The sequence below is a fragment of the Paenibacillus sp. FSL R7-0652 genome (assembly GCF_038595045.1).
Lineage (GTDB): Bacteria > Bacillota > Bacilli > Paenibacillales > Paenibacillaceae > Paenibacillus.
The window spans coordinates 637,839-662,529 of sequence record NZ_CP152001.1 but is presented as its reverse complement, the minus strand read 5'-3'; the positions used below and the strand labels follow the sequence as shown (position 1 = coordinate 662,529).

General features: G+C 47.2%; 22 protein-coding genes and 3 rRNA genes. 3 read left to right on the top strand and 22 right to left on the bottom strand.

Going from position 1 to position 24,691, the window contains the following annotated elements; all coding sequences use genetic code 11:
• Window positions 1-55 precede the first annotated feature (55 nt).
• The 13 genes from rrf to MKY97_RS03060 all read right to left on the bottom strand — a co-directional run bounded on the left by rrf (window position 56) and on the right by MKY97_RS03060 (window position 15,073).
• A 5S ribosomal RNA gene (gene rrf, locus MKY97_RS03120) occupies window positions 56-172 on the bottom strand.
• A gap of 149 nt (window positions 173-321) precedes the next feature.
• Window positions 322-3,264 (bottom strand): 23S ribosomal RNA (locus MKY97_RS03115).
• A 397-nt stretch (window positions 3,265-3,661) separates the two neighbouring features.
• Window positions 3,662-5,216: ribosomal RNA gene (locus MKY97_RS03110) — 16S ribosomal RNA — on the bottom strand.
• The 16S, 23S and 5S rRNA genes sit together here, the layout of an rRNA operon.
• Before the next feature lie 628 nt (window positions 5,217-5,844).
• Window positions 5,845-7,065 carry a TraB/GumN family protein gene (locus MKY97_RS03105; protein ID WP_342554068.1) on the bottom strand — a complete coding sequence of 407 codons (1,221 nt, stop codon included), beginning with the start codon at window positions 7,063-7,065 and terminating at the stop codon, window positions 5,845-5,847.
• 180 nt (window positions 7,066-7,245) lie between these two features.
• Entirely contained in the window at window positions 7,246-8,109 is an 864-nt protein-coding gene (locus MKY97_RS03100; RefSeq protein WP_342554067.1) for a DUF421 domain-containing protein, read from the bottom strand.
• Window positions 8,110-8,285: 176 nt separating this feature from the next.
• Window positions 8,286-9,176, bottom strand: a complete 891-nt coding sequence (locus tag MKY97_RS03095) for an effector binding domain-containing protein (protein ID WP_342554066.1) — start codon at window positions 9,174-9,176, stop codon at window positions 8,286-8,288.
• Between the two features lie 454 nt (window positions 9,177-9,630).
• Window positions 9,631-10,218 carry a GNAT family N-acetyltransferase gene (locus MKY97_RS03090; protein ID WP_342554065.1) on the bottom strand — a complete coding sequence of 196 codons (588 nt, stop codon included), beginning with the start codon at window positions 10,216-10,218 and terminating at the stop codon, window positions 9,631-9,633.
• Between the two features lie 290 nt (window positions 10,219-10,508).
• Entirely contained in the window at window positions 10,509-10,691 is a 183-nt protein-coding gene (locus MKY97_RS03085; RefSeq protein WP_342554064.1) for a hypothetical protein, read from the bottom strand.
• Between the two features lie 57 nt (window positions 10,692-10,748).
• Window positions 10,749-12,044, bottom strand: coding sequence for an ABC transporter permease (locus MKY97_RS03080; RefSeq protein ID WP_342554063.1), 1,296 nt, complete (start codon window positions 12,042-12,044; stop codon window positions 10,749-10,751).
• Complete coding sequence (locus tag MKY97_RS03075; protein WP_342554062.1) at window positions 12,037-12,939, bottom strand: ATP-binding cassette domain-containing protein; 903 nt, start codon at window positions 12,937-12,939, stop codon at window positions 12,037-12,039. Before MKY97_RS03075 ends, MKY97_RS03080 begins: the two co-directional genes overlap by 8 nt.
• A gap of 20 nt (window positions 12,940-12,959) precedes the next feature.
• Window positions 12,960-13,862: an ABC transporter ATP-binding protein gene (locus MKY97_RS03070; protein ID WP_342554061.1), complete on the bottom strand. Its 903-nt coding sequence runs from the start codon at window positions 13,860-13,862 to the stop codon at window positions 12,960-12,962.
• Between the two features lie 15 nt (window positions 13,863-13,877).
• Window positions 13,878-14,264 (bottom strand): GntR family transcriptional regulator, encoded by a 387-nt coding sequence (locus MKY97_RS03065; RefSeq protein WP_342554060.1) that lies wholly within the window; start codon window positions 14,262-14,264, stop codon window positions 13,878-13,880.
• A gap of 95 nt (window positions 14,265-14,359) precedes the next feature.
• The gene (locus tag MKY97_RS03060) at window positions 14,360-15,073 is read right to left on the bottom strand and encodes a hypothetical protein (RefSeq protein ID WP_342554059.1); all 714 of its coding nucleotides are present in this window, start codon (window positions 15,071-15,073) and stop codon (window positions 14,360-14,362) included.
• Between the two features lie 229 nt (window positions 15,074-15,302).
• On the opposite strand from MKY97_RS03060, the gene MKY97_RS03055 reads away from it, so the two are divergent.
• Window positions 15,303-15,653 carry a hypothetical protein gene (locus tag MKY97_RS03055; protein WP_342554058.1) on the top strand — a complete coding sequence of 117 codons (351 nt, stop codon included), beginning with the start codon at window positions 15,303-15,305 and terminating at the stop codon, window positions 15,651-15,653.
• Between the two features lie 126 nt (window positions 15,654-15,779).
• Here the strand turns inward: MKY97_RS03055 and MKY97_RS03050 are convergent, their stop codons facing one another.
• The 9 genes from MKY97_RS03050 to MKY97_RS03010 form a co-directional block, all read right to left on the bottom strand.
• Window positions 15,780-16,151 carry a hypothetical protein gene (locus MKY97_RS03050; protein ID WP_342554057.1) on the bottom strand — a complete coding sequence of 124 codons (372 nt, stop codon included), beginning with the start codon at window positions 16,149-16,151 and terminating at the stop codon, window positions 15,780-15,782.
• A 98-nt stretch (window positions 16,152-16,249) separates the two neighbouring features.
• Window positions 16,250-16,714, bottom strand: a complete 465-nt coding sequence (locus MKY97_RS03045) for a DUF420 domain-containing protein (protein ID WP_342554056.1) — start codon at window positions 16,712-16,714, stop codon at window positions 16,250-16,252.
• A 43-nt stretch (window positions 16,715-16,757) separates the two neighbouring features.
• Window positions 16,758-17,690, bottom strand: a complete 933-nt coding sequence (ctaG, locus tag MKY97_RS03040; RefSeq protein WP_342554055.1) for a cytochrome c oxidase assembly factor CtaG — start codon at window positions 17,688-17,690, stop codon at window positions 16,758-16,760.
• A gap of 88 nt (window positions 17,691-17,778) precedes the next feature.
• Window positions 17,779-18,099 (bottom strand): cytochrome C oxidase subunit IV family protein, encoded by a 321-nt coding sequence (locus MKY97_RS03035; RefSeq protein WP_342554054.1) that lies wholly within the window; start codon window positions 18,097-18,099, stop codon window positions 17,779-17,781.
• A 3-nt stretch (window positions 18,100-18,102) separates the two neighbouring features.
• Window positions 18,103-18,729, bottom strand: coding sequence for a cytochrome (ubi)quinol oxidase subunit III (locus MKY97_RS03030; RefSeq protein ID WP_090918554.1), 627 nt, complete (start codon window positions 18,727-18,729; stop codon window positions 18,103-18,105).
• A complete protein-coding gene (ctaD, locus tag MKY97_RS03025; protein WP_342554053.1) occupies window positions 18,726-20,615 on the bottom strand; it encodes a cytochrome c oxidase subunit I in 1,890 nt (629 codons plus the stop codon). The genes MKY97_RS03030 and ctaD overlap by 4 nt, the downstream gene beginning before the upstream one ends.
• 32 nt (window positions 20,616-20,647) lie before the next feature.
• Complete coding sequence (gene coxB / locus MKY97_RS03020; RefSeq protein ID WP_342556213.1) at window positions 20,648-21,700, bottom strand: cytochrome c oxidase subunit II; 1,053 nt, start codon at window positions 21,698-21,700, stop codon at window positions 20,648-20,650.
• Between the two features lie 606 nt (window positions 21,701-22,306).
• A complete protein-coding gene (gene map / locus MKY97_RS03015; protein ID WP_342554052.1) occupies window positions 22,307-23,062 on the bottom strand; it encodes a type I methionyl aminopeptidase in 756 nt (251 codons plus the stop codon).
• Window positions 23,063-23,268: 206 nt separating this feature from the next.
• Window positions 23,269-23,457, bottom strand: coding sequence for a hypothetical protein (locus tag MKY97_RS03010; protein ID WP_017690840.1), 189 nt, complete (start codon window positions 23,455-23,457; stop codon window positions 23,269-23,271).
• Window positions 23,458-23,852: 395 nt separating this feature from the next.
• Here MKY97_RS03010 and MKY97_RS03005 point away from each other — a divergent pair, with 395 nt between their 5' ends.
• Together MKY97_RS03005 and MKY97_RS03000 are read left to right on the top strand one after the other, a co-directional pair.
• Complete coding sequence (locus MKY97_RS03005) at window positions 23,853-24,125, top strand: transposase (protein WP_342554051.1); 273 nt, start codon at window positions 23,853-23,855, stop codon at window positions 24,123-24,125.
• Between the two features lie 70 nt (window positions 24,126-24,195).
• The gene (locus MKY97_RS03000) at window positions 24,196-24,534 is read left to right on the top strand and encodes a hypothetical protein (RefSeq protein ID WP_342554050.1); all 339 of its coding nucleotides are present in this window, start codon (window positions 24,196-24,198) and stop codon (window positions 24,532-24,534) included.
• Window positions 24,535-24,691: the final 157 nt, after the last annotated feature.

The following is a 24,691-nucleotide window of genomic DNA, read 5'->3' as shown; positions in this document are numbered from 1 at the left end:
TCAATGAGCAGCACAAAAAAACACACCTGATATGATCAAGTGTGTTTTTGATTCTGCTTGGCGGCGTCCTACTCTCCCAGGACCCTGCGGTCCAAGTACCATCGGCGCTAGAGGGCTTAACGGTCGTGTTCGGGATGGGTACGTGTGGAACCCCTCCGCCATCGCCACCAAACGCGATTCGATTGAAGCTGTGCTTCTTCCATTCAGTTGAAACTGAAAATCAACCACACCTTAAATGATGTACCGATTTTCATGTCATTCAGAGTGTTGTTCTCTGAAAACTAGATTCGAAACGAAACTTACGCGACTCAAAACCTGCTATTGGATAAGCCCTCGACCGATTAGTACTGGTCAGCTCCATGCATTGCTGCACTTCCACCCCCAGCCTATCTACCTCGTCGTCTTCAAGGGGTCTTACATACTGGGAAATCTCATCTTGAGGGGGGCTTCACGCTTAGATGCTTTCAGCGCTTATCCCGTCCGTACATAGCTACCCAGCGGTGCTCCTGGCGGAACAACTGGTACACCAGCGGTACGTCCATCCCGGTCCTCTCGTACTAAGGACAGCTCCTCTCAAATTTCCTACGCCCACGACAGATAGGGACCGAACTGTCTCACGACGTTCTGAACCCAGCTCGCGTACCGCTTTAATGGGCGAACAGCCCAACCCTTGGGACCTACTTCAGCCCCAGGATGCGATGAGCCGACATCGAGGTGCCAAACCTCCCCGTCGATGTGGACTCTTGGGGGAGATAAGCCTGTTATCCCCAGGGTAGCTTTTATCCGTTGAGCGATGGCCCTTCCATGCGGTACCACCGGATCACTAAGCCCGACTTTCGTCCCTGCTCGACTTGTAGGTCTCGCAGTCAAGCTCCCTTATGCCTTTGCACTCTTCGAATGATTTCCAACCATTCTGAGGGAACCTTTGGGCGCCTCCGTTACTCTTTAGGAGGCGACCGCCCCAGTCAAACTGCCCACCTGACACTGTCCCCGTACCCGCTAAGGGCACCAGGTTAGAACCTAGATACGATCAGGGTGGTATCCCAACGGTGCCTCCACACAAGCTGGCGCTCATGCTTCAAAGGCTCCCACCTATCCTGTACAGATCGTACCCAAATTCAATATCAAGCTGCAGTAAAGCTCCATGGGGTCTTTCCGTCTTGTCGCGGGTAACCTGCATCTTCACAGGTATTAAAATTTCACCGGATCTCTCGTTGAGACAGCGCCCAAGTCGTTACGCCATTCGTGCGGGTCAGAATTTACCTGACAAGGAATTTCGCTACCTTAGGACCGTTATAGTTACGGCCGCCGTTTACTGGGGCTTCGGTTCACAGCTTCGGATTGCTCCTAACCACTCCCCTTAACCTTCCAGCACCGGGCAGGCGTCAGCCCGTATACTTCGCCTTACGGCTTCGCACAGACCTGTGTTTTTGCTAAACAGTCGCTTGGGCCTTTTCACTGCGGCCCCCTCGTGCTATTCACACTACCGGGGCACCCCTTCTCCCGAAGTTACGGGGTCATTTTGCCGAGTTCCTTAACGAGAGTTCTTCCGCGCGCCTTAGAATTCTCTTCTCGCCTACCTGTGTCGGTTTGCGGTACGGGCACCTTCATCTGGCTAGAGGCTTTTCTTGGCAGTGTGAGATCATGACCTTCGCTACTGTAATTTTCACTCCCCATCACAGCTCAGCCTTCCGATGTGCGGATTTGCCTACACATCAGCCTTACTGCTTGGACAGGCATCCATCAGCCTGCGTCACTACCCTACTGCGTCCCCCCATCGCTCGTAACGATTTACGGTGGTACAGGAATTTCGACCTGTTGTCCTTCGACTACGCCTTTCGGCCTCGCCTTAGGTCCCGACTTACCCTGAGCGGACGAGCCTTCCTCAGGAACCCTTAGGCTTTCGGCGGATCAGATTCTCACTGATCTTTTCGTTACTCATACCGGCATTCTCACTTGTATAATGTCCAGCGCTCCTTACGGTACACCTTCAACCCTTATACAACGCTCCCCTACCCCTGATGCAAGCATCAAGCCATAGCTTCGGTGGTGTGTTTAGCCCCGTTACATTTTCGGCGCAGAGTCACTCGACCAGTGAGCTATTACGCACTCTTTCAATGATGGCTGCTTCTAAGCCAACATCCTGGTTGTCTGTGCAACTCCACATCCTTTCCCACTTAACACACACTTGGGGACCTTAGCTGATGGTCTGGGCTGTTTCCCTTTTGACAATGGATCTTAGCACTCACTGTCTGACTCCCGGAAGTAAGTCTATGGCATTCGGAGTTTGACTGAGCTTGGTAACCCTTGCGGGCCCCGCACCCAATCAGTGCTCTACCTCCACGACTCTGTTTTCCGAGGCTAGCCCTAAAGCTATTTCGGGGAGAACCAGCTATCTCCGAGTTCGATTGGAATTTCTCCGCTACCCCCACCTCATCCCCGCACTTTTCAACGTGCGTGGGTTCGGGCCTCCAGTGCGTGTTACCGCACCTTCACCCTGGACAGGGGTAGATCACCCGGTTTCGGGTCTACGTCCACGTACTCATTCGCCCTATTCAGACTCGCTTTCGCTGCGGCTCCGGCTCTTCACCTTAACCTTGCACGGGAACGTAACTCGCCGGTTCATTCTACAAAAGGCACGCCATCACCCTGTTGACGAACAAGTTCGCAACATAGGGCTCTGACTTTTTGTAAGCACACGGTTTCAGGTTCTATTTCACTCCCCTTCCGGGGTGCTTTTCACCTTTCCCTCACGGTACTGCTTCACTATCGGTCGCTAGGAAGTATTTAGCCTTGGCAGATGGTCCTGCCGGATTCATACGGGGTTTCACGTGCCCCGCACTACTCGGGATCCGTCTCGGAGGGAACAGACTTTCAATTACAGGGCTTTTACCTTCTTTGGCGGGCCTTTCCAGACCTCTTCGCTTAACCGGTTCCTTTGTAACTCCATGTGAGACGTCCCACAACCCCAAAGAGCAAGCTCTCTGGTTTGGGCTTCTCCGCGTTCGCTCGCCGCTACTGACGGAATCACTATTGTTTTCTCTTCCTCAGGGTACTTAGATGTTTCAGTTCCCCTGGTATGCCTCTGCACAACCTATGTATTCAGTTGTGAGTAACTGGATATTACCCCAGCTGGGTTTCCCCATTCGGACATCCCCGGATCAAAGCTTGCTTACAGCTCCCCGAGGCAGTATCGTTGTTCGCCACGTCCTTCATCGGCTCCTAGCGCCTAGGCATCCTCCGTGTGCTCTTAGCAGCTTAACCAGATTGCTCCGGTTTCGTTTGCTCGCTTCCCTTGTTTTGCTTACGCAAAGCCAAAAGTCGCTCCCACCCGATACCATCGCAATTGCATTTAACTACCGTTTTTATTGAAACTTGTTTAACACAAGTTCAGCTAAAAAGGAATGTTCTAATTCGCGTTTGTTTCGTTTCGATATCTAGTTTTCAAAGAACAAATCGGTTTCTTCGGTCCGTTCACCATCGGTGTCCGTCGAAAAAACGAGATGATTGAGAGTTTGAGCTCTCAAAACTGAGCAACGAGTGAGTAGTTTGCTCTTCATTTCATCCACACCTGAAGTGATGGACCGAAATGAATCGCTGTTGCAGGTTCAAAGAACCTGCTTATTTGAATGTCTTCATTGCAGAAGACGATTCTCCATAGAAAGGAGGTGATCCAGCCGCACCTTCCGATACGGCTACCTTGTTACGACTTCACCCCAATCATCTATCCCACCTTCGGCGGCTGGCTCCTTGCGGTTACCCCACCGACTTCGGGTGTTATAAACTCTCGTGGTGTGACGGGCGGTGTGTACAAGACCCGGGAACGTATTCACCGCGGCATGCTGATCCGCGATTACTAGCAATTCCGACTTCATGCAGGCGAGTTGCAGCCTGCAATCCGAACTGAGACCGGCTTTTTAGGATTGGTTCCACCTCGCGGCTTCACTGCCCGTTGTACCGGCCATTGTAGTACGTGTGTAGCCCAGGTCATAAGGGGCATGATGATTTGACGTCATCCCCACCTTCCTCCGGTTTGTCACCGGCAGTCACCTTAGAGTGCCCACCCGAAGTGCTGGCAACTAAGATCAAGGGTTGCGCTCGTTGCGGGACTTAACCCAACATCTCACGACACGAGCTGACGACAACCATGCACCACCTGTCTCAACTTTCCCCGAAGGGCACCTAACGCATCTCTGCCTCGTTAGTTGGATGTCAAGACCTGGTAAGGTTCTTCGCGTTGCTTCGAATTAAACCACATACTCCACTGCTTGTGCGGGTCCCCGTCAATTCCTTTGAGTTTCAGTCTTGCGACCGTACTCCCCAGGCGGAATGCTTAATGTGTTAACTTCGGCACCAAGGGTATCGAAACCCCTAACACCTAGCATTCATCGTTTACGGCGTGGACTACCAGGGTATCTAATCCTGTTTGCTCCCCACGCTTTCGCGCCTCAGCGTCAGTTACAGCCCAGAGAGTCGCCTTCGCCACTGGTGTTCCTCCACATCTCTACGCATTTCACCGCTACACGTGGAATTCCACTCTCCTCTTCTGCACTCAAGTCACGCAGTTTCCAGTGCGATCCGGGGTTGAGCCCCGGGATTAAACACCAGACTTACATGACCGCCTGCGCGCGCTTTACGCCCAATAATTCCGGACAACGCTTGCCCCCTACGTATTACCGCGGCTGCTGGCACGTAGTTAGCCGGGGCTTTCTTCTCAGGTACCGTCACCTTGAGAGCAGTTACTCTCCCAAGCGTTCTTCCCTGGCAACAGAGCTTTACGATCCGAAAACCTTCATCACTCACGCGGCATTGCTCCGTCAGGCTTTCGCCCATTGCGGAAGATTCCCTACTGCTGCCTCCCGTAGGAGTCTGGGCCGTGTCTCAGTCCCAGTGTGGCCGATCACCCTCTCAGGTCGGCTACGCATCGTCGCCTTGGTGAGCCGTTACCCCACCAACTAGCTAATGCGCCGCAGGCCCATCCCCAAGTGACAGATTGCTCCGTCTTTCCAGTTCTCTTCAGGCGAAGAAAACAAGTATTCGGTATTAGCTACCGTTTCCGGTAGTTGTCCCAAGCTTGAGGGCAGGTTGCCTACGTGTTACTCACCCGTCCGCCGCTAACCATCCGAGAAGCAAGCTTCTCTTCAAGTCCGCTCGACTTGCATGTATTAGGCATGCCGCCAGCGTTCGTCCTGAGCCAGGATCAAACTCTCCAATAAAGATGAATTTCGTCAGCGTGGTTAAACACTGTGATACTCATCGGGGTATTGAAAAGAGCGATAAGCTCATTTTGAATCTGACGAGATTAAAAATCTCATTTTGATCTTGCAAGCAAGATCATTACTCACTCGTTGTTCAGTTTTCAAAGATCAAACTTGTTTCGCCGCTGAGTTTATTTCGTTTCAGCAACTCTTATATCTTATCACGTCCGAACCAACTTTGCAAGCTCTTTTTCCCAAGTTTCTTTCGAAGCTTGTTTTCTCAATTGCTTGCCTCACCGTGTATACTGTGTTTTCTTGGCCGGAATTAGAGTATATAACGTATCACCCCCACTTGTAAAGCATTATTTTAGAAATGATATGTATTCGTATTTGACCATGAAAATCAAACAGCCACAACCCTTCACGAATAAGTTAATCTTCATGTCCTCTGTAGTTAACTGATTTCAATTCAGCTGACTTTCTTCTATATATAAGGAAATCAAACTCTTATATAGAAGAAAGAGACCCTTTCAGGCTCGAAAACGCCGAAAGGGTCTGCTGCATTATTCTATAATAAGTGCATCTTTTGTTTTTCATCAAAACTGCATCAAAAGTACATCGTTAGATATCCCACTCGCTGTTTGTCTTATTTACGGTCAACCGTATATCCTTTATCTTCAAGCAGCTTCACAATCCCATGCTCTCCCAGGTAGTGCGCTGCACCAACCACAATAAAGTACTCTTCACCTTTGCCGTTTTTCAGGTAGCCATCAATCTTGTCGGCCATACCAATATTACGATCAGTTAGCATCGCTTTATTGTACTCTTCGTCAGTAGAGAAACTTTTTGTCAGCTCCAGCAGCTGCTCGTCATTACCCGTTTTCCACATCTCGGCCATTTGACTTGCACTATTGTCCAGGGCATCAAAATTCTCGATTGTAGATTTAAGTGTTTTCTCCTGTAATTCTTTCGAGAAATTATCGAACATTCCCAACTGAGACTGGTAGGATTCCAGTTCAATGACCGGGATCTTCCGTTCAACAGCTTTTTGGATAAAATACAAATCTACACCGGACGATGCTTCGAGTCCAGCTGTCGATGTTTTCAGGGTCGCCAATGTGCTTTCCACCACCCAAGGCTTATACGCATCCAGTGCATTAGGCTCCAGACCCGCTTTCTTCAAAATATCCCCGAGCTTGCTGTAGGTCTCACTCGATATATGATCCTTAAGAGTTGTACCATCCTGGTATGAGCCCAAGCTCAACACCAACTTCTGCTGTTCTTCATCGGCTGCTTTACTGACATCCACTTCTACACTAAGATAGTCTGCTTCGGCAAAAGCTTCTTCAAACTCCGGACGCAGCGGGTAAAAGCTCTTGTCCGCCACATGCATTGACCCTACCAGATACACGGTGTTACCGTTATGCTGTACTTCCCACATGAAGCCGCGTCCACCCGTTTGAACGGCTTCCGTTGATCCGCCTTTGGATACCAGCAGCACTGTACGTGCAGCCTTATCCCAGCGCACCTCATATCCTGCCGCATCACCTACAATACGGATTGGCGCGTAAGTGACGCCGTTAATGCGAACAAGCTTACTTTTCAGCGTAATGGTTCTGCCATTCACAACAGCCGTAATACTGTCATCGGTCGTACTTGTTAGTTTGGCATCGAGTGCATCGAGCGTCGTACGCAGCGGAACGAGAGTCGTTCCTTTTTCAACTATCGGTGCACCTGCAGTGTATTTAACCGCCTGATTATCCACCTTAACAGCTGTGTCTGGAGGTGCCGCCATTGCCGGTACTGCCGAGGCAAGTAAGCCTGCCGATAAGGTAAGAGATAAAAGTACGCGTTTCCATTGCTTCATATAGTATGTATTCTCCCTTGTTGTATAAATTCCGAACCCTTAGCTTGTGAGAAAGATAAACGCTTAACTCTCTTTAATACGGACTGAGTTGGATATTGTTCCAGAAATTCGTGAATTAAATTTAATAAAAAAGAACCCCGACTTTTGCCAGGGCTGATAAAGAATATATTATGTATCCTTTCACGAACGATTCGTTTTTTGATAAGCATGCATTGCCGTTTGAAATTGATCTAACGCTTCTTGATATTTCAGACGATCTTTGTCATTAGCGGCCAGCTGCTTACGCATTATTAAATCATCCTGCAATTGCTGGACCAGTTCTTTAATTTGATCATTCGGATTCGATTTGGCTGGTTTGGGCAAGGCCTCCGTCCCGGTCTGCACAGTCAGTTCTCCTTTACTATCCACCTGACCGATTGAAACTTGGCTTAATGTCAGACCTAGTTTACGCAGTTCTTTTTTGACCCAATCCTCAGTCACTCCAGCAGCCTTTAACGTTTCAGGTAGAATGCGGCCATCCATAATGATCGTTCGCGGTTCCTTTTCCGAAGAAAGACGATACCCCAGCATGTCTGCAGTGAGCGGTTGATATTCCTTTTTTAATAATACACTGATATCTCCACTCTGTTCCATTACCGCAAATTCCACATCAGCCACCCGAAAAACATCTTTTTTACGAAGCTGTTCCAGAAACTCATCAATCGTCAGCCGTTCCTTCTTCAGATTTTTTTGAATCACAGCTCCGTTTTCAACAAGTATGGTTGATTTCCCATCCACAACATCGCGGAACTTTTTACTTTTCATCGTTAAATACTCCGCTCCTGCGGAGACCGAAACCCACACCAACACAGCAAGAAAACCCAAATACCAGCTTGTGTCTGTATCCAAAGAGATGTATCCTACCAGATTCCCCAAAGTGATACCCGTTATATATTCAAACAAGGATAGTTCAGAGATCTGCCGTTTGCCTAAAATTTTGGTGATGAGAAACAGCATGGTTACCGCAGAGAACGTTCGTATAATAACCTCTAACCAATCAGGCACGTCGCATGTTCCTTTCCTGTGAAGTCTTGTGTTCAGATGATGAACTTCATTATTGAAGGTTATACTTACCATGCGCGTCAGATTGTATGCATGCAGCATTCATTCAAAAGTCCGCTGTTTTTTATCTTACTTGTCCAAGATGATAGTATATTCAAAGAGGATGCTTTCTGAAACAATCACAACTCATGTATTTTTCTTACCGCAAACCACAGCTCAACGAAATTAAACCCGTCTTTAGCTCCTGTAATTTCAAATTCCAACCCATCGACCTGTTCGTATCCAGCAGTAGGAAGCCATTCGGAGAAGAACCGTTTATATAATGTATCAATTGTTTCATCAAATTTGTCCCATGTGAACGGATCAGAGGAAAAAATTGCCCATGTTTGAGCTGGTATGGTTAACCTTGTGTAGCCCTCAGTTTTACTCGAATCCCCCTTGAATGCGGACAGCATATAAGGAAAATGATCCTCATCTGTTTTTTTGTAGCTGCAAACAGCATGTATTTTATGATAGTTCTGATTTAAAAAGGTTGGTAGGTCTCCAGCATTGTCCGCCAGTTTTTCAACCTCGCCGTTAGCATGGCATTGCTTCCATAACTCTGCTGGAGTATCCGCTCCGTTTAATTGGAATACTTTTTCAATACCGAATACTTGAAAGGATTCTTTTGTCTCAATACGATAGTTCATAGCCTTTTCCCCTTTAATTGAAATAAGGAAGGAAAGCCGAGGAAAGGCTTTGAGGGAGGTCCCTTCTTCCCGGGCCATTGCCGGATTAACACCATGTAATAATTGAAAAGCCCTTGCGAATGAAACTGGAGATTCATAACCATACTTTATCGCAATATCAACTACTCTCAGATCACTATGCTGCAATTCAATTGCAGCGAGAGTAAGCCTTCTTCTCCTTATATATTCCGCAAGAGACACATCTGTAATGAATGAGAACATTCTCTGGAACTGATGTGAAGAACAACAAGCACATTTAGCAGCTTCCTTCAATTCGATCTTTCCAGTTAGATTTAATTCAATGTAATCCAATGCTCGATTCATCCTCATCAGCCAATCCATCTGATCCCTCCTCTTAACAGAAGTATAGTTTCGCTACATTTTCGTATCGCAACAATTTGTGCACAATTAAGTTTCCTTGGAGAATTCAAGTTGATTCTAAAAATTAATTATATAGCACAAAGATATACTTATTACAGGTGATCCTGAACGTTAAGATAATCTTTTATACTAGGGCGTGCCTCGAAACCCGCTGAAGTGCATCTTTCACTCCCTTATCGCACCCTGTGGCGTCAGTTTCCCTTGACGCGCCCCGGCACGCCTGCGGTAAACATCCTGGCTGGGAATGAAAATTCGACAAGATCTGCTTCCTTCTTCCTTTTCTGACACCCCCTAATCTGCACGTTAATTAAACAAAAGCAGCTGATCACTTTGACCGGCTGCTTTCTTAGTTCTAATAAACGAATATTGGATAATCTTTGTTTATTACTAAACCTTTGGATAAGGAATAACCTCTCTAATTACTCACTTTTTCAGAAACCGTGCTGAAGCGAAAGACCAGCTTTTCTCCATCTTCAGGATGATGACCGAATTCTTCGGAGTATTTCCCGTTGGTACATGTGTTAAGTGTTCTACGCCAGAAACGTTTCGCATGTTCGTTTCGTTCAGTTGGATTTGTCTGCAATTCCCATTGCCCTGGCATCTTTCCAAAAATCTGCCTCACCGCTTCTTCTCCAACACCCTTTCCTCGATAATTACGTAATAGGAAGAACTCATTCATGTAATAATCGATATAGTGAGGACATGGTATGAAAGGGGAAGTAGCTACAAAAGCAAGCCCCGCAGGTATATCATCCACTGTGATAAGATAAGGGAATAATATGTTCGGGTGTTCCCACCAAATATCAAACACGCGATTCTGTTCAATCAAAGTTCGGGTATCATCATTTTCAAACACCCCATAACGATTGGTCTTGCGTTCCCACACTTCAGACAAATCATGCAGATAAAGAGGATAAATATTATTGATAATGTACTTCTCTTCCATACTGCATAGTCTAACGGTAACATTTAACTTATTTACTTCATGATTAACGCATTCCATTCTGCAACTCCTCCGATTTTGATACTCTCAGTCAACAATATCACTGATACCATAATTCTTCCCCAGCATCAGTATAAAGTGACTGCCGCATCCTTTATAGGCCGAGTATTTATATATTCATTTTTTACATAACAAAAGGCCCGTGTTGGTTTTATCCAACATGAGCCTTTTGTTATGCCTGCGTTTTATAAACAATCTTCTTAATCTGTCATGGGATTGACAGTAGGAATTCGCGAGTTGATCCACATTCAATCAGTGAGTGTTCTTCTTGTTGACATTTACTGCTTAACTTATTTCTTGCTGCCGGCCATCCATAACCCAACTACAGTAAAAACTGCTCCAGCTCCCGTCATCGCTCCTTGAACTGCGTCCTTCAGTCCAGATCCTTCTCCACCTATGACTGATGCTAAAAGCAAAACTACTATACCTGCGCTCATTAACTTATATGAATTTGTATTTAATTGATTAATCATATTGAGTACCTCCCATAGTATGTTTTTTTATTATTATTTTTTTTGAGGTGTATTGTTTTAAATCTTGTACGCCTTCATCGCTTTGAACAGCTCTTTGAAGGTTGGGCGTTTGCCATACATCAGAACACCGGTACGATAAATCTTGGCTGCAAGCCAGCCGAAGACCAGGATAGATACAGCCAGAATGGCAAGAGACGTTAGAATCTCCCAGGTTGGTGCAGCTCCTGCGCCGATTCGCACTAAGATAGCCGTTGGCGAAGTGAACGGAATGAAGCTTGCGACTTTGAGCAATAAAATATTCGGTGCAGAGATGCTGAAGAGTGCGATATAGAATGATACCAGCGACAGCATGGTGATGGGCAGAACCGCCTGCCCCAGTTCTTCCGTGCGGCTCACCATGGAACCAACGGCTGCGAACAGCACCGCATACAGGAAGTAACCTAAAATGTAGAAAATCAGTCCATATACAATCACTGCGATATTGATGTCGTTCACACTCAAATTGAAGTCACTCAGTACCGCCCTATTGTGCGGCAGCATGATGTTACCGGCGATTACAGCACCGAAGATCCCGATCTGAAGCATGCCCACCATAAAGATTCCGATAATTTTACCAAACATTTGACTGAGTGGTGATACACTCGTAATCAAGATTTCCATAATCCGTGAGCTTTTCTCTGCCGTGATCTCGGAAGCAATCATATTGCCTGTCATCATCGTGGATGTGAACAGCAGGATGATTAACAAGTACACGACGATATAGTTAATCGGGCTCATTGATTTTTCCGAACCAGCTCCAGCCTCACCATCATCGGTGCTTAAGCTTTGTGCGGTCAGCTTTACAGGGGTTGTAATCAACGCCTTTTGTTCAGGCGTCAGTACATCCTTAACAACGACATCCAGCTTTACACTTTGCAGAGCAGATTCAATAGATGTTATGACCTGAGGCGAAATGTCGTCTGTAGAATATAAAACAGGCTGTGGAAACTCCTGTCCTGCAGCAGTTTCAAGCTTCAAATAACCGTCGATCAGACCTGCCTTCGCATCTGCCTGTAATGCAGCTTCATCCTTATCCCCACTCATGATGAACCGATAAGCCTCATTACCCTGAGCCGCCGAGAAACCTTCCAGCTTCTGTGCCACATCCTGCTGCTCCGTTGTCAGAAGCCCGATGTTGACAGGGTTACTGCCCGAAGCTCCACCACCCGTACCACCATTAAATAGAGTAATGAAATATGGAACATTGAGTCCGATCGAAATTAAAAGTGCAAGTACAATGGTCGTGACCATAAATGACTTCGTTTTTACTTTGTTTTTGAACGTGAAACCTGTAATTGTGCCCATTTTATTCATTCGACTCACCTACCTCACGAATAAAGATTTGGTTAAGCGTTGGTTCCTTGATCTCAAAATGCTCCACGGTGGTCTGTGCCATCGCCGTTTTCAGAATCTCCTGAGCTGCCTCAGCCTCACTGACATGGATCTGATATCCACGCTCGTTTTGCTCCACTCGTTTTACACCCGGAAGCTGCTCAAGCCCCTCTACCTGACCAATAGTGCTCAGATATACCTGTTCACGAGGATAACGGCTCTTGATCTCCTTGATCTCACCCTGCACTACCGTATTAGAACGATGAAGTATCGTGATCTGACGGCACAGCTCCTCAACATGTTCCATGCGGTGTGTAGAGAACAGGATAGCTGTTCCTTCATCACGCAATTCCTTAACTGTGGATTTGAGCAGCTCTACGTTAACCGGATCAAGTCCGCTAAACGCTTCATCCAGAATAAGAATCTGGGGTCTGTGTACCACTGCGGCAATAAAGCCCATCTTCTGCTGATTACCTTTGGATAATTCCTCAATTTTTTTATCGTAATACTCCGGCACTTCAAACCGCTTCAGCCAGTACTTCAGACTCTCATCCGCATCCTTGGCACTCATTCCACGAAGGCGTGCCAGATAATTGATCTGTTCACTCACTTTAACCTTTGGATACAACCCGCGTTCTTCGGGCAAGTAGCCCATAATCTGCTGCAGCTCCGTGTTGTAAGGCTTACCGTTGTACAAAATGTTACCGCCATCCGGGTGAATCAGGCCCAGCACCATACGCATCGTTGTTGTTTTACCTGCACCGTTGGCACCAAGCAGGCCGTAAATCTCGCCCTCTTTTACATTAAGTGTTACTCCATTAACAGCTGTTTTGTCTGCGTACTGTTTGACGACTTGCTTTAATTCCAATCGGTTCATTCAGAATCGTCTCCCTTCGGTTATCTCCACTGTACGGGTGCATACCCGGCAACCCAATATTCCAGCACTTCTCCCAGTTCCAAATTGCGAATTTGGAGCACCCGATGATTGGATAACTCCAACCGTTCCTGTGCCTCACTCACCCGGGTGGTTATGACACGGATCAGGCCATTTTCTTCTTGAAAAGATTCCACCACACCGGGAATACTCTCAGGTCGCAGGTCCCCCTCATACCAAATTTCTTTCCACTGCTCAAGCACGAGGTCCTTCTCTGCCATGCCCAGAACCTGCCCTTTGTGCATCAATACGATGTAATCTGCCAGCCGTTTCACTTCATCCGCAATATGAGTGGCAATCAGAATGGTCGTGTCTCCACTTTTCATATAATCCCGGAATTGTTCAACCATCACCTTCCAAGCAAATGGATCAAGTCCCGACGAAGGTTCATCCAGCAGCAGCAGTTTGGGACGAGCAGCCAGCGCTGCAGCGATTTCGAATTTCCGCCGCTCCCCCTTAGACATCTTGGTCAGCTTCACATCACTTGGCACATCCATATCTGCGATAAGCTGCTTAAACAGCTTCATGTCCCACTTGGGATACCAATGCGATCGAAAATCTGCTGCCTCCTGCGGTGTCATCCGGTTCTCTTCAATACCGCTGTTGTCTGCCACAAAGTTAATCTGCTGCCTCAGCTCAATCGGAAGTGTTCCCGAATGCTGCTTCTGTCCGAACCATATGATCTCTCCGCTATCCGGCAGTACAATCTGCTGCAGCATATTAAGCAGTGTACTTTTGCCAGAACCGTTATGTCCCAGAATTGCTACAACATATCCTTCCGGAATAGTTAGATCAATGGGGCCAATCACTCTGCGTTTACGCATCTTGGATACACCGTTTAACTGAATGGCTATGGGCTCCACCATGCTTCTGCCTCCTTACTATGAATAATTCGCTCTTAGGGCCTGCTGGAACAGAGCCTCCATCTCCTCTTCTGTACATCCCACAGCTTTACCCGACTGCACCGCGACCTGCATCGCTTCCTCCGCAGCCTTCAGCCTGTAATTTTCCCGATCTCCGGCCTCAACCTGAGCCACAAATGTACCAGTCCCCTGCTTCGTACGAAGCAGACCTTCATTCTCCAGGTCCTGATAGACCCGCCTAACCGTAATTACACTGCAGTTCAGTGCCCCGGCAAATTCACGAATGGACGGCAAATGTGTCCCCTCCTCCAGTTGACCCGTTATAATTAACGACCGTAATTGATTCTCAATCTGGTGATACAAAGGTTCAGCGCTATTCTCATTTATTTGAATGGGTATCTTCACATCTTGCACCTCGCCCTCCGGTACACTTCATTCAGTTGTCTGAACGTGCCGGTTTCATCCTTTATTCTTTTTATCAAAATCCTCTCAGCCGCCTATCAGCTCAAATCTCTCAAGGCAAGCTTCTTCAGCGTTAATCGGCTGAATCCCCACAATACTGCCAAACCTGCAGCTGCCGCAACCCACAACACCGGGGAGATTAACCCCCATGATTTACTGTAATGAATAACATACCAGAATCCATAATTACCCGAGAGGCGGATCAGAACAGATATCACAACGGCTATCGGTAAGAACATAAAGCTGAGCAGTAAATATTTTTTACCACTGAAGAGAAACTCTCCGTAAATATATAATCCCGTAATCAGAAGTCCATATCCTGTGCAGCTCAGTGCGAAAGCCAAATATTGATCCCATGTGAAGCCAACCGTATGCAGTTTGACAGCATATAATGATCCGTAGAAAAATAATCCATTATACGCAAACGCAATTAAAGCTTGCTGCAATCTTGACCACATTACCGTTTCATTCGAGATGGGAAGCCTTCGATAGTAGGCCAGCATCTGTGTGTAGGAATCCTCCTGTATGTAGCGGAAGGAACGTCTGCTGAATAGGAATCCCTGAAACGGAAGCATGATTAGAAAGAATGCATCCACCACCGGATTAATCACGCTGCTCTCCTGCTGCCCAATCAACAGCACCCCACTCATACTGCCGGTATAAATCATGAACATGGCAGACCACAACCACTGGAGCTTATCCTTTCTAAACTCGTTGCGGGTCAACCACCACGCTTGCTTCCATGCATCCATATTCATGCCTGCCTTTCCACTGTCTTTCATCCTGTTTATTTCATATTGTGCTGTACTGTGCTTATGTTCCAGTTCACTGTGTCTACTGTATATATCAATATACACAGTATACAGACCTGGGACTTGTCCCGTCAACCCCTTTTTTCCTGAATCAGGAATTCGGGATAGGAAACGCCTCTGTTCTGCGATAAAATAAACACAGCAATTCCAGATGAAAGGAGCGGTCCTTATGGGATGGCTTATTGAGCCCGTATTGGTTTTCATATTTATCCTTGCGATGATCTGGCTCATTATTCGAAGTGAACCGAATCGGGAGAAGCGCAAAAGAGATGTAAGACGCTCTAGGCAAAACCACCATCAATCAGATTCCGCTGCCTCTTCTTCCATGATGGCTTCTGACTTCTCAACAGATTCTCATTCCAGGCACAATCACGACCACCGACTTCACCACGATCATGATCACAGACATCATGATATGGATTCTTCGGGGTCACATCATCATTCAGGCAGTGACCACGGAAGCAGTGACAGCGGCGGGGATAGTGGTGGTGGCGGAGATAGTGGAGGCGGTGGGGATTAACAGCACCAGTCCCATAAGAAAAGAGCTGTACCCGATACTGTGAATAATCACAGAAGGGTGCAGCTCTTTCGCTTTTTCATTATCTTTTTCCGTTCCGGTCACCTGATTGCAGAAGAGGCCAAATCTTTACACGAGTCGGTAGCCGGCTGGCAGCCTGCGGTTTCTACGGATGGCACGAATTTCAGCCAAAGTGAGACGCTCGTTGGTGGAGATCAACGATTCCACGTCATTACCGCGAATCAAGTCATCCAAATCTCTCAGATTGGTGTTTCCGCGATAGACCCGGAATCCACCTTGAAAGTTAGGACGTGTAAACAGCACAAGAGTTGCATTGGAACTCGTTGAGAAGAAGCGGAGACTCTCTACCCCGTCCAAAATATTGTCCAGGTTACGAAGCCCAGTATTTCCGCGGTAAATACGGCTTCTTCCTCTGTAGTTCTCCTCCGAGTACACGGTAAGACGAGGATACGTCTGACTGATGCTCACTGTTTTTTTCATTTTGTTTTCCCTCCTCTCAAACTCATTCTATGAATGAATAAGAGAGAAAGTATGGACCAATCATCTGTCAGATTCGTCCATTTTCGTATTTTCATAAATTATGCGCCGAGAATAGCCTCCCACACCGGACGAGTATGTCCTCCTGGATACAAAATATATAACAGAACATATACCACCACACCCGTCATTGCCGAGCCAAACCAGATCATCGAGGTAAATCTGCCCCAGCGGCGATGCGTCCCAAACTTCTTTTTAAAACCAAGAACGAGTGTCGAGATACCAAATACTGCTGCCACAGTAGCCAGAATAATATGAAAGATCAGAAAGATCCGATAAAAGATTTCCATATCCGGGTCCCCGCCCCAAGCCGTATTGCCTACGAATACCGTGCGGGACGTGTAGATTACAAAAAAGATCAGAGCCGCGATTGCTCCCGCTACCATAGCCGACTGGTGTGCCTCACGTTTACCCCGAATGATTAAAACCCAGCCAATCGCCACAAGTACCGCACTAATCACAATGAAAGAAGTACTGATCGTAGGCAGCCAGAAATACATATCCATCGTGCGTTCCCCCTTTTGTCATCACATTACACTAATGATCCACTCATGATTTGGCAGCCGGATTTAGCGGTCCGGGCTCGTTGCCGCCGCCGCTAGGATAGGAATCATCATCCTCTTCCTGTCTCTCTTTCCGGTACCATTGAGTAAATACATAGGCCAGCATGGAAACGAAGATCCCCTCCTGAATGAACTTCATCAGAATTCCACCCACCTGCTGGTCTTCCTTGGCGGAAGATAAAAAATTAAAGAACTCCGGCCCTCCGAACGAACGCAGGATTGCCGAGGAATCGCCAGAGACGCAGTACCTCATCGCTTCAGCCCATACAGCCGGGTTGCTGTAAGTCTGATACAGCGGTTCGGATGCAAAAATAATTAATCCGCACGCCGGTGTTAACAGCACCATGTTCAGAAAAATAAACCCAACCTTCGATAAGCCTGATGCTTGTCTGCCCTCAGGCAGAGGATTCAGCAATGTCCACCACATCAGCATGGACGTGATAAAGAGCACAATATAATACAACCGGTGAACGGTAAAATTCAACATCACGTAATCATGCACAATCGGCAGATGATACAAGGAAAACAGTCCGTTGAACAGAACGGCTGCTGCAATCGGATGTGCCAAAAATGAAAGCTGGCGGGTCGGCAGCCAGCGCACGATACTGCGCCACACCCAAGTGGGCAGGCCCTTCATCATCAATGGCGGGGCAACTAGGTAGGACAGCGCCATACTTACCATATGGAAGCTGAACATCACATGGCCCAGCAGATTAAAAGGACCGGCTTGGGCCAGATACAAAACGAACAGACCTGTAAAAAACATCACTTTCTGTCCTGCTGTCGCCGGTTCAGCGTCCTGCACTTTCTCGCTGAATGGACCTACCAGCACGAGATATGCCGCTGCGATAATCAAAAATAAAGCAAGAACAAGTGGACTCCACAAGTCCTCAAAACTGAAATACTGCAACCCGAGCATACGGGAAACCTCCCCGTGACCAGTTTTAGTGAACATTGGCTTCGCATAAAAGGGGAAAAGACGGCAGCATTCGCCGCCGCCATCTCTCTTACCACCACACCCAGAAGAGGGCCATAATAATACATGTAAAAGCTACGAAAAATCCAAAGGCCATAAACAGAATAGGCATCAAGTGACCTTTGTCCTTCAAGTGCATCCAGTAACCCAGCTGCACGAATACCTGAAGAATGGCCATGACGACCATAAGAATGATCGTGAAGGTTGTGTTGACCCCTCCGGCAGAAGCTGCCGCAAATGCAATCAATGTAAGAATAATGGAGAAAACAAATACGACAACGTGCTTCTGAGGTCCTTCAGCCCGGTGACGGTGCTTCACAGGCTGTTGATCACTTTGATCCTGAGCGGACATGTGTTATCCCACCTTTCCGAGCAGGTACACGACCGTAAAGATGAACACCCACACAACGTCAATGAAGTGCCAATACATGGCGGAGACATAGACTTTCGGTGCGGTTACGACCGTTAATCCTTTTTTGAACAGCTGCCCGATAATGATTCCGATCCACACAATACCGAATGCAACGTGGGCTCCGTGGAACCCGACCAGCGTGTAGAATGCCGAACTGAAGGCACTCGTGGTCATACCGAACTCTTTATGCTTCACGTATTCGTAGAACTCGTAAATCTCCAGACCAAGGAATCCCAGCCCCAGAACAACCGTTATCCCCAGCCACAAGGCAAGTGAATTTCGATTCCCCTTGTGCATCGCCTGAATGGCGAATACACTCGTCAAGCTGCTGACCAGGAGGATGAACGTCGCTGCTGCCACAAGAGGCAGATGAAACAATTCATTCGCTGTAGGTCCATCATTGGTCTGCCCGCGGAGTGCCAGGAAGGTGGCGAAGAGCGTTCCGAACAGCACTGTCTCGCCGCCAAGGAACAGCCAGAAGCCGATGAGCTTGTTGCGTCCTTCGAGCGTCGCCTTCTCCGGTTCATGCGGCAGTTTGCCGTTTACCGGCTCGGCATGTGAGGTTGTCATGTTCTCGCCCCCTTCTCGTCCTGATCCTCCGGTTCAATGTGCCAGCCGTGATCGTCATATAATGAACGCAGTGCCATCGCACCAAATGTAATAAGAAGACCGATAATAACCACAATATAATTATTGAAGATGATATTCATAAATTCCAATTCGAATTTGTCTTTGCTGAACATCAGTCCAAGTCCTGCGATAAAAATACCTACAGACATGACAAACGGCAGCGGTGTAGCAGATGGCATATGAATCGAACCTACCGGTTCCGCCGGGGTCATCTCTTTGTTGCCTGCCATCTTCTCTTTCCAATATGCATCGATACCACGTACCAGAGGCGTTTGCTTGAAGTTGTACTCTGGTGGTGGTGACGGGATCGTCCACTCCAGTGTACGTCCGTCTTCCCAAGGGTCATTCGGTGCATCGACCGGTTTCCTCGTCGTAATGACGATGTTGATCAGGAAGATAATTACGCCAACCCCCATCAGGAATGCGCCGATGGAGCTGACCAGGTTAAGCAGATCAAAATCCTGATTCGGCAAGTATGTAACGATCCGGCGCTGCATCCCCATCAGACCGAGGAAATGCTGTACGAAGAAGGTCAGCTGGAAGCCGATCATGAATGTCCAGAACGTCCACTTTCCAAGCGTTTCACTCAGGATCCGGCCAAACATCTTCGGCCACCAGTAATGAAGCCCTGCGAATAATCCGAGTACGAGCCCGCCCACAATAACATAATGGAAGTGAGCTACGACAAAGTATGTGTCATGGAACTGGAAATCTGCCGGAGCAGAAGCCAGCATGACGCCGGTAACTCCGCCCATAACGAAGGTTGGAACAAATCCGACAGCGAAGAGGTTCGCCGCCGTGAAGCGAATCTGTCCACCCCACATCGTAAAGAGCCAGTTGAAGATTTTGATCCCTGTCGGTACGGCAATCAGCATCGTCGAGATCGAGAATAACGCATTGGCCACGTTACCGAGACCTGTAGTGAACATGTGATGCGCCCAGACCATGAAGCCCAGGAAGGCGATCAAAATCGTAGCGAACACCATGGAACTATAACCAAACAGCCGCTTACGCGAGAAGGTTGGAATAACCTCCGAGATAATGCCAAATGCCGGCAAAATCAAAATGTAAACTTCCGGGTGTCCGAAAATCCAGAAGATATGCTGCCAAAGTACGGGGTTACCACCGTTCGCAACATCGAAGAAATTCGCACCGAGAATCCGGTCAAACGTCAACAATACCAGACCTACCGTAATGGCAGGAAAAGCAAACAGGATAATGGCGGACGTAATAAACGTGGTCCATGTAAACATTGGCATCCGCATATAGGACATGCCTGGTGCACGCATCGTAATAATGGTCGCCAGGAAGTTAATGCCGCCAATGAGTGTACCCAGACCGGCGATCTGAAGACCGATCGTATAGAAGTCCACACCATGCGATTCACTGTACGCTGCACTGGATAGCGGTGTATACGCAGTCCATCCTGCGTCCGGCGCGCCTCCCATAACCCAGCTCAGATTAAGCAGCAAACCCCCAAACAAAAACGTCCAAAAACCTAACGCATTAACAAAAGGGAACGCTACGTCACGTGCCCCGATCTGCAAAGGAACGACCGCATTCATAATGGCAAAAATAATCGGCATGACGCCAAGGAAAATCATCGTGGTTCCGTGCATCGTAATCAATTCGTTAAATACTTGTGCCGATACAAAAGTGTTCATCGGCTTCATCAGTTGAATCCGGATCAAAATGGCTTCAATTCCGCCAATGCCGAAGAAAAATCCGCCCGCAATTAAGTAAAGAACGGCAATTTTTTTGTGATCGACTGTGGTGATCCAGTCCATCAAGCCCCTGTACCGCTTGACGCTATGCGCATGAGCCAAGGTTGTGTACCCCCTTCTTCATCCTTGCTGTTCTATTCGTAGTCCAATTTGTAATTGGCCAAATACTCGGCAATTCCGTCGATCTCCTCATCCGTGAGTCCGAGACTCTTCGGACTTGGCATGGTATTGCCCTCTTTCACAGACTGTGGATCATGAAGCCACTCTTTCATGTTATCCAGCACCGGTTTGCCTTCTTCCTGACCCTCACGCTGATTCAGCAAAATACCTGCAACGGCTTCCTTGCCGCCAATGCCTGTAAGGTTCGGTGCAGCCGGTCCGCCTTGATCGCCAACAGCGTGGCAGGAAAGGCAGTTTGTTTTGAATTTCTCGGCAAGCTGTGTGTCTTCAGGAAGAACAGCCGGTGCTTTCATGGCATTAACCCAGCGATCGAAAGACTCCTGACTTACAGCTTTAACTTTAAATTCCATGAAGGCATGTGATCTTCCGCATAACTCGGCACATTTACCACGGTAAACGCCTTCATTCGGAGCCGAGAAGCTGAATTTGTTCAGTGTTCCATCCGGGTTTGTGTCCATTTTACCCGCAAGTGACGGCACCCAGAAGGAATGAAGCACGTCAGCGGTTTTCAATTCAAATGCAATTTTCTTTCCGGTCGGGATGATGAGGTCTTGAGCGGTGGTTATGTCATACTGAGGATAAGTGAATTCCCACCAATACTGATGTGAGGTTACCTGGACCTTAACTGCGTTTTTGTCGTTCGTCAGATCTTCACCATGGGCAAAAATCGTCTGCACCGTTGGCACAGCCAAAATAATGACCAGCAGAAGTGGAATGGCTGTCCATATTACTTCCAGTTTGAAGTTCCCTTCAACCTGCTCAGGCATTTCGGTCTGCCCGGCTCGTCTGCGAAACCTGATCAGGACATAGGCAGCAATCGCAAATACAATGATGAGCACCACGATCATAATCGCAATAGACAGCTTCATCAGATCTAATTGGTCTTGCGCCACAGGACCTTGAGGTTTCATTGCCGACAAGTCTTCCCGCCCGCATGCGGATAGCAGCAAAGAGAACACTGCCAGCAAGGGAAGGATTCGCTTTGCAACCTGCCACTGTTTCATCATTGATCTACCCCACTTTTTTACGTTTTCGTAGATTACGGTTGTCGTTCGGTACAAAGGCAGCACTGTACGTTTCGGTACGATAAACATAATCCTCTTCATCAAATAGAATGCTTACAAAAATAACGCTTCCAGTACTCCCGTCATTTCCTGTCCAGGGCATGTCTGCGCATTCTTCCAATTCATTCTATATGCTTCAATCACTTATTAAATATAAGTTGAGGGTATGATTTTGTCAATCTTTGGACACATGTTCACAAATTGTTCACTTTATGTATAAAACCGCTCTGCAGCTTGCTTTGCAAACGATTTCACTTAAAAGTATTACTCTCTTCATCTGAAAAATTTTGCCAAATTTCGGTGATAAACTAAAAATTCTTAGCGATTTTTATCACAATCAAAACATGTGGTATTATGCAAAAATGAACACACTTAGGTTAAGGTAATCATTTCCACTGAAACTGGAAATGGTTAAATCTGCCCCATGCGTTTGTCCGCCATGATTGGCATGGAGCAGCCCTCGTCAGTCTTCCCCATTTTGATGTTAACATCTCCGGGTCTTAACAACCGCTTCTCTGTTTTCTTGTATGGTTCATTATCTTCTTGTTCTTAAGTACCATCTGTCAGAATTAAAGGCCCATCCTTAGTAATCGCTACAGTATGTTCATACTGCACGCCCCAGCTTCCATCCAGCGTTCGCACGGTCCAGCCGTCCTCATCCCAGACTACAGCGCCGGAGCTGCCCTTCGTGAAGATCGGTTCGATGGTTATGACCATACCTTCAGCAAGCATCATTCCTGTTTTGCGTTTCCCGTAAGGCAGCACATTCGGCGGCTCATGGATATACTGCCCGATACCGTGACCGATCAGCGGCTTCACAATGCCGTATCGGTATAATCTGGCTGTCCGCTCAATGGCATTACCGATGTCTCCAAGCGTATTGCCCGGAACAGCCTGAGCTATCGCTTTATACAGTGCTTTCTTTGTACGCTGCATAAGCCTGCGAATCGATCTGCTCGGTTCGTCTACGGCATATGTCCAGGCCGAATCAGCAAGCCATCCGTCTTTGTTTACAACCATATCGATTGTAACGACATCTCCGCTTGTCAGTGCCTGATTGCCGGGAAATCCGTGACAGACCACTTCATTCACTGAAGCACATGTGGCGTAAGGATATCCCTTATACCCTTTTTGCTCAGGTGTCGCCCCATGATTCGCAAGGAATACCTCCACACGTTCGTTAATTTCCGCTGTTGTGGTGCCTGGAACCATGTACTTCTCGATATGTTGATGGCAGCTTCGTAATATTCGTCCCGCTTCCCGCATGCAGCCAATCTCTTCTCTTGTTTTTAAAATAGGGTCCACATGCCTTCATCCTTCCTGCTGTAGGTGTACTTCTATATATATGCAGCAGGTCTACAACAAAGCCCCCTAAAGTGACATCTGTATCGAGAAAGTACAGCCGATGCGGCCCCTCTGCCCAAACGCAAAAAAAACCGTCTTCCGGAGCCAAGGCCCGAGAGACGGTTCTATTCATATTTTGAACAGTATAATCAGAAGTTGGTGTTGTTTCAGGATACGGAAGAATCCATCTTGACAAGCTCATGCTCAACGACAGAAGTCAATTCTTCCTCATACCCACCCGTAATCCGGTATTTTCTCACATACTCCTTCACGAATTTTTTTGGATCCTTAGGACGGAAAATCCGAGTCATTTCCCTCAAACTTTCTTTGACCTCATTGTGACCTTTCGTTGCCATTGTAATTCCCTCCCAAAACGTTGAAAGTGAATGCTCCGTTTAGAGAACGCCGAATAAGTCTTAAATGCCATTCATGAAGTTGTGTGCGCGGCTTAAAGCAAGCTTTAGGTCGGGAACCTCGCCGAATAGCAAGTACCTGACACTATAAATACCCGATATGATTCAGGTTGAATCATAATCTTATTGTATCATATTCGGAACCTCGTTACGACTTGACGATTTTTCCTAATATATATAACGGTTTTACGGCCCAAAAAGTTTAATTCCGAATCATATTTTACAAAATGTTTATTCTATACGGATTAATCTATCCAGCATAACTCCCAACTATTCGGGGGATATTATCTTGGACCACCAAATCAGTTAACTATCTGGAATTAAAAGGAGGACCTGTTATGGATCGCAAAGAACAGGATATGCTGCCCCTTTCGCATGAAAAGGTAGAAGTCGACGGTGTTTATATCAATGAATCCGGGCAGGAAGAACATCTGCACCGGGGTCAGCATTTCCCCGCCGATCCCGTACTTGGCAGGACGGAATGGAAGCTGACGGAGTTTGCTTTCGATAATCATCATGAAGGAAAAACAGATGAGCGTCTCGTACCTAAGGAAGATGACGAGGATAAGAAAGGAAAAATCACCAGTCCCCGCAGACAGATTCAAACTTAGTGAATTCATCGGTTCAGTTCTGTCCAGCTCCTACATAGCCTTATAAAAAGGACAAAGGAGGCTGGGCCGGATGTCCCCCATGAAATCGTCCAGTGGTCTGGATGAAAATATAGCCGGCATGTTGTGTTATCTTTTCACATTTGTAGGCGGCATTATCTTTCTGGCAGTGGAGAAGCGAAGCAAATTTGTGTTATTTCATGCCCTTCAATCCGTAACGGTCTTTGGACTGATCATGGTGGGGCATGTGCTGTCGACCTTTCTTCCGCTGTTCGGTCCGCTTGTGGCGTCACTGTTATCCCTGCTGGGTGTAATTGTATGGCTCCTGACGGTAATCGCCAGTCTGCAAGGGAAATGGTTTAAACTGCCTTGGATCGGTGATTTTGCCGAAAAACAGATGAGGCACCTCTAACATCACAGGCATTCGAAAAAACACCGAAACAACGGGCCTCTTCTGAACCCTTTGTTCCGGTGTTTCCTGTGCGTATATTATGTTAACTTTAAGAATTGAATCAACACTATTTACACGAGATACTGAATTTAATAGTCCATTTATTGTATGTTTAACA

What these genes read in the sequence shown, in the direction of transcription:
- MKY97_RS03075 (WP_342554062.1), bottom strand. Translation starts at nt 12,939, where the DNA reads ATGAACCGATTGGAATTAAAGCAAGTCGTCAAACAGTACGCAGACAAA.
- MKY97_RS03005 (WP_342554051.1), top strand. Translation starts at nt 23,853, where the DNA reads ATGGATCGCAAAGAACAGGATATGCTGCCCCTTTCGCATGAAAAGGTA.
- MKY97_RS03085 (WP_342554064.1), bottom strand. Translation starts at nt 10,691, where the DNA reads ATGATTAATCAATTAAATACAAATTCATATAAGTTAATGAGCGCAGGT.
- MKY97_RS03055 (WP_342554058.1), top strand. Translation starts at nt 15,303, where the DNA reads ATGGGATGGCTTATTGAGCCCGTATTGGTTTTCATATTTATCCTTGCG.
- MKY97_RS03010 (WP_017690840.1), bottom strand. Translation starts at nt 23,457, where the DNA reads ATGGCAACGAAAGGTCACAATGAGGTCAAAGAAAGTTTGAGGGAAATG.
- MKY97_RS03070 (WP_342554061.1), bottom strand. Translation starts at nt 13,862, where the DNA reads ATGGTGGAGCCCATAGCCATTCAGTTAAACGGTGTATCCAAGATGCGT.
- MKY97_RS03080 (WP_342554063.1), bottom strand. Translation starts at nt 12,044, where the DNA reads ATGAATAAAATGGGCACAATTACAGGTTTCACGTTCAAAAACAAAGTA.
- MKY97_RS03030 (WP_090918554.1), bottom strand. Translation starts at nt 18,729, where the DNA reads ATGACAACCTCACATGCCGAGCCGGTAAACGGCAAACTGCCGCATGAA.
- MKY97_RS03045 (WP_342554056.1), bottom strand. Translation starts at nt 16,714, where the DNA reads ATGGATATGTATTTCTGGCTGCCTACGATCAGTACTTCTTTCATTGTG.
- MKY97_RS03000 (WP_342554050.1), top strand. Translation starts at nt 24,196, where the DNA reads ATGTCCCCCATGAAATCGTCCAGTGGTCTGGATGAAAATATAGCCGGC.
- MKY97_RS03050 (WP_342554057.1), bottom strand. Translation starts at nt 16,151, where the DNA reads ATGAAAAAAACAGTGAGCATCAGTCAGACGTATCCTCGTCTTACCGTG.
- ctaG (WP_342554055.1), bottom strand. Translation starts at nt 17,690, where the DNA reads ATGCTCGGGTTGCAGTATTTCAGTTTTGAGGACTTGTGGAGTCCACTT.
- MKY97_RS03060 (WP_342554059.1), bottom strand. Translation starts at nt 15,073, where the DNA reads ATGGATGCATGGAAGCAAGCGTGGTGGTTGACCCGCAACGAGTTTAGA.
- MKY97_RS03035 (WP_342554054.1), bottom strand. Translation starts at nt 18,099, where the DNA reads ATGTCCGCTCAGGATCAAAGTGATCAACAGCCTGTGAAGCACCGTCAC.
- MKY97_RS03105 (WP_342554068.1), bottom strand. Translation starts at nt 7,065, where the DNA reads ATGAAGCAATGGAAACGCGTACTTTTATCTCTTACCTTATCGGCAGGC.
- coxB (WP_342556213.1), bottom strand. Translation starts at nt 21,700, where the DNA reads ATGATGAAACAGTGGCAGGTTGCAAAGCGAATCCTTCCCTTGCTGGCA.
- MKY97_RS03095 (WP_342554066.1), bottom strand. Translation starts at nt 9,176, where the DNA reads ATGGATTGGCTGATGAGGATGAATCGAGCATTGGATTACATTGAATTA.
- MKY97_RS03090 (WP_342554065.1), bottom strand. Translation starts at nt 10,218, where the DNA reads ATGGAATGCGTTAATCATGAAGTAAATAAGTTAAATGTTACCGTTAGA.